4 protein-coding genes are annotated in these 4,753 nt (G+C 56.1%); 2 read left to right on the top strand and 2 right to left on the bottom strand.

Annotated elements, in window-relative coordinates; translation table 11 throughout:
• Positions 1–143: 143 nt before the first annotated feature.
• Complete coding sequence (locus ACETWG_00180; GenBank protein MFB0515005.1) at positions 144–578, bottom strand: hypothetical protein; 435 nt, start codon at positions 576–578, stop codon at positions 144–146.
• Between the two features lie 325 nt (positions 579–903).
• Here ACETWG_00180 and ACETWG_00185 point away from each other — a divergent pair, with 325 nt between their 5' ends.
• Complete coding sequence (locus tag ACETWG_00185; GenBank protein MFB0515006.1) at positions 904–2,145, top strand: ectonucleotide pyrophosphatase/phosphodiesterase; 1,242 nt, start codon at positions 904–906, stop codon at positions 2,143–2,145.
• A gap of 62 nt (positions 2,146–2,207) precedes the next feature.
• Here ACETWG_00185 and ACETWG_00190 read toward each other — a convergent pair whose 3' ends face one another.
• Positions 2,208–3,212 carry a dihydrodipicolinate synthase family protein gene (locus tag ACETWG_00190; GenBank protein ID MFB0515007.1) on the bottom strand — a complete coding sequence of 335 codons (1,005 nt, stop codon included), beginning with the start codon at positions 3,210–3,212 and terminating at the stop codon, positions 2,208–2,210.
• 220 nt (positions 3,213–3,432) lie between these two features.
• Between ACETWG_00190 and ACETWG_00195 the strand changes: the two genes are divergently transcribed.
• Entirely contained in the window at positions 3,433–4,176 is a 744-nt protein-coding gene (locus ACETWG_00195) for a ZIP family metal transporter (protein ID MFB0515008.1), read from the top strand.
• Positions 4,177–4,753: the final 577 nt, after the last annotated feature.

Raw genomic sequence — 4,753 nt, forward strand, 5'->3', positions numbered from 1 at the left:
ATGTCCCTGGAGACGAGAGCGAAGATCCAGATAGCGATGGCCGTACCCAGCGAGAAGCCGATGGAAACCGCCAGCGCCCAGCCGATGGTCCGTAAGTATTGTATGAGGGTATCGCCAAAGGATAGCACGTCAATCCTCCTTGTTTAATTCCACTGTAATTGCCGCATGAATTCGGAAGACTTGATTTCCCCCAGCCGTAGCTGCTCCACCAGAGCCACGTCAGCAGTGGTAAAAAGCAGCATGTTGTCGGCCTTGGGTATGGTAACGGTGATGTTGATGGTTTTGACCACTACACCCGTGCGGGCGATGGCCTGACTGGTAGCGATATACCCCACCAGCATTACCTCTTCAAAATTGTTGCGCCGACTCTGTAGCTCGAGGTTGAAGGTGGGATTGTCGCTCTCTAGCGCCTCCAATTTCATCTGATCCATATTCACAGGTACCCGGTAAGACTTGCAGACCTGCTGCACGATGGAGTAGAAACGTAAATCAGCCCGAACTGGTGTGGCCAAGGCCAAACACCACCCCAGAAGCAACAGGGCCGGAATTAATCTTTGGGATTCACCGAAGCGGAACACGTGTCATTCCTCCTGCTTAGACCGTTTGGGTGAATGCATTATTTGACTCACTGGCACTATCGATTTTAAGAGGTGCTACTTTCAATAGCAAGAGATACCATGAGCCCCTGCAATGCCAATCTCAAGCCGGAATAGGAAAAACTTGTCTGGCCCAAGATCCGGCGATGGCTTGCCAGACAGTTCTCGCAGGCATCTCATTACAGGATTAATTAACTTACACTGGTGCCTGAATAATAGATGCCATGGGCAATTCGAGTGAACAAGAGAGATGAGCTGCCGACAGGAAAAATCCATTATTGTTACCACCGCGTCCCCTGGGGTACACATGCCTGACCTGAAGCGGATACATAGGCAATTCTGCTGGACTTGTCTGGCGTTCGCGCTCTGGCTGCTCATCGCTTGTGGCGGCCGCTCCCACCTCGAACCTACTGTCCTGCTCATCTCACTGGATGGCTTTCGATGGGCCTACCTGGAGAAAGCCGACACCCCCAACCTGGACCACCTCGTAAAAACCGGCGTCAAGGCTAAGGCCCTCCTTCCAGTATTTCCGACTAAAACCTTCCCCAACCATTACTCCCTCGCTACGGGGCTCTACCCCGAGAACCACGGCATCATCGCCAACACCATGTACGACCCGGTATTCGATGACACCTTTGATCTGAGTTTACGTGATGCAGTTACCGACAGCCGCTGGTGGCAGGGCGAACCCTTGTGGGTCACAGCGGAAATCCAGGGTCAGATCAGCGCTACCTTATTCTGGCCCGGCACCGAAGCTAATATCAAGGGCGTGCAGCCAACCTACTGGTATCCCTATGACCATGACCTGCCCCACAGCGAGCGCGTCAATCAGATCCTGGCCTGGCTCGACTTGCCGCCCGACCGCCGCCCTACTTTCCTCACCCTCTACTTCCCGCATACCGATGATCAAGGCCACCGGCATGGACCGGATTCACCCGAGGTGGCCAAGACCATTGCGCAGTTGGACAGCACACTGGCGACCCTCTTCCAGGGACTGTTGGAACGGGGGATTATGGAGGAGGTTAATATCATCGTAGTGTCGGATCACGGCATGGCGGTAACCGATTCCACCCGGGTTATCTTCCTGGATAATTATATCGACCTGAAGCAAGCCGGGGTTATTGACTGGTCGCCTGTACTAGGGCTACGACCCCCAGAAGAAGTGCAGGAGAATATTTACCTGGCGTTGAAGAATGCCCACCCGCATCTACAGGTTTACAGGCGCGACGAAGTGCCAGCCAGATTACACTATTCCGCCCACCACAGGATTCCTCCAATCATCGGGATTGCCGACGAAGGCTGGAGCATTTCTACCCGCCAGTTCTACAAGCAAAACCCAGCCTACTTTATGGGCGGCGATCACGGTTATGATCCCCGATACCCCTCTATGTGGGGGATTTTTATCGCCCGGGGACCGGCATTCAAGAACGGACTGAAAGTGGCCCCCTTCCAGAATATCCACATCTATGATCTTATCGCCAGGGTTCTAAGTCTTGAGCCGGCCCCCAACGATGGCAGTCTCGACTCGGTAAAGGCGCTGTTAGACTAACTGATAGTGATAATCAGGCAAGCAAAGCGCTTTCTCGCGCCGGTGGACTTCTATGATCGAGTCTATGAGCCAGGAAGTGACCGGATCGCCGCCTGAATCTCCTGATTGATGACCAGCCCTGCCGCCGCCTCCTCCAGCGCTGCCAGGATCTGATCCCGCTCGGATGTTGTCAGCCCCTTGCTCAGATCACGAACAGGTGACAACCTGGCCACCACACCAAGGTGGTACAGCAGCAGCTTCTGAATGGCCACCTGTTTCCCCGGGATCAGCTCTATTACCCGGCGGAGGCGGCTGAGCTCGTCCTGGGCAGCCTGCCGGGCGGGTCCCGGCCGGGCCTGATATACTGCCAATACAGCCGAAGGAAAGATATTCCCACAAGCCGTTATCGAGCCCACAGCCCCCTGCGCCAGACCACCAGCCACTACGTGGTCACTGCCCACCAGAACTTTAAGACCGGGTTTCGCCCGCAAATAGGCCGGGATATTTTCCAGGCGCGCAGTTGAGTCCTTTACCCCTACAATGGCTACCTCGTCTCTCAGTGCCGCCACCACGTCCGGGGTGACGGGTGCGGTCATGGGCCCTTCAGGGGGCACCGGAACGTTGTATAGCAGCAAAGGTACGCGGTCTTGCACCCTGGCAAGGTGCCGATAAAAATCCACCACCACATCCTCGGGGACGACACCCCCGGCAGCAACCACGTTATAAAAAGGAGGTGCCACCAGGACAGCTGCCACCTGGTCGGCGTATTCAACCACCCGTTGGACGAAGGCCAGGGTATCTTCCGGCGAGTCAGGCACCATCCCTCCAACTATAACCGCAAGCCTCGTCCCCGCTGTGAGGGTGGCTTCCACCATCGCAAGCCGCTCTGCGGTCGTGAGTTGACCGAACTCACCGTTGGTACCCAAGACCACGATGCCCTCCAGGCCGGTCTCTTTTCCGAATGGATCCCCCTGGGACAGGAATGCAAGGTGCCGTCGGTAAGACCCCCAGTCTATGGAACCGCCATCAGGCATGAAGGGCGTGAGGATGGGGGCAAAAGCTCCGGCGATTTTGAAAGCGCTTGGCATAGATCTGGTATTAACCGGTGAACGCCCTCTTTGAGGAGAGCTGACAGTACTTCAGGTATGCTATGGGCTGGTAGGCTGGCATTGATATAAAATTACAGCAACTCAGTGTGGTTGCGTGAACTATTCATACCGTGGGTGGATAGGCTTACACTATGGCGAAGACCGGGGAATGACTATCCCTTTCAAGCGCTCATGGCTCTGATGTAATTTTTCATCCATAATGACGCTTTCTCAATTCGGCTTGCTCATAGGCATTCTGCTGGCTGCCATTCTGGGTGCTCTGCCACCCCTCCTGGGTCGCTGGAGCGACCGCCAGCTGCACCTGTTCGTGGCCTTCGGAGCCGGCGTCTTCCTCGGGGCCGTCTTCTTCCACCTCATTCCTGAAACCATCGCCGCCCAGCCCGATATTCTGACCAACTTCATGATTCTGAACGGATTTATGGTAGTTCTCTTCATCGAGCGCGTGCTGGTGCGCCACCGGCACCATGACTGTAACGAACTGGCCGAACATCGCCACCATGTTGTGGGGATCAGTGCCTTCATCGGGCTGAGCATTCACAGCCTCACAGCGGGCTTTGCACTCGGCACCAGCTTCGTCGCCCCGGGCATGGCCCTGGTGATCTTCCTGGCTATTATCAGCCATAAATCGGTCGCGGCTTTTTCCCTGGCTACGGTATTCAGCCTCTCCGACATTCCCATCAGACGAGTGCTGGTCCTGCTGACTGTTTTTGCCCTCTGCACGCCCATCGGCGCAATTCTCTCTCTACCGTTAATCCACCGACTCAGCGAGCTGCACATCGCCATACCCACCGCCCTGGCTGCCGGATCATTCATATACGTAGCCACCATGGACCTGCTGCCCGAGGCCTTTCACGATACCCGCAAGCGGCTGGGACCGTTCATCGCCCTGAGCTTAGGCATCTTCGTCATGCTGGCGGTCACCCAACTGGGTGGTGACTGGTGATTGAGGGCTGGAGTGAAAGGGCGCTGTGACCGGCCGCCAAACCGGGGCCAGGGGGAACCCTTAAAATTCCACAAAATCCAGTCAAAATTCCGCATTTTGAGATTTTTGCCCGACGGGAGGCGTAAATCTCCCTGTTGAAAAATGATTCCGCGCCAAGACAAGCCCCGCTACATTCGTTACGCAGGGTAAACTCACCGCTTTCTGCGGGACTGGGAGCAGGGCGGGGCGATATGGCGGCGGCTTCATCATAGCGCCCGAATATAAGCCAGCGGCCGGGGGTTGTCGTTCGCCCGGTGCGCGAGGTGCGCGAAAATAAGTTTCTAGTTTCAAGTTTCTGGTTTCTAGCGAAGCTTGTCACGCGTAGCCTTTGAATAGCGGGGATTAGACAGACGCCGGGGACCGGCGGGATAAACTCCCAGCTCGTACACCAGGCTTATCTATCTGCCTGAAAAACCTCTCCCCCCGGCGGCTGCCGGACAGGGGTGAGGTCTATCTGCTTATCTGTGGCCTCTATCTGCCCCCACCGCACCATTGCCAGGATGCCGAGCAGCCCCTCTGCCCCCTCTATCTCTGAGAG

The organism is Candidatus Neomarinimicrobiota bacterium (genome assembly GCA_041862535.1).
Classification (GTDB): domain Bacteria; phylum Fidelibacterota; class Marinisomatia; order SCGC-AAA003-L08; family TS1B11.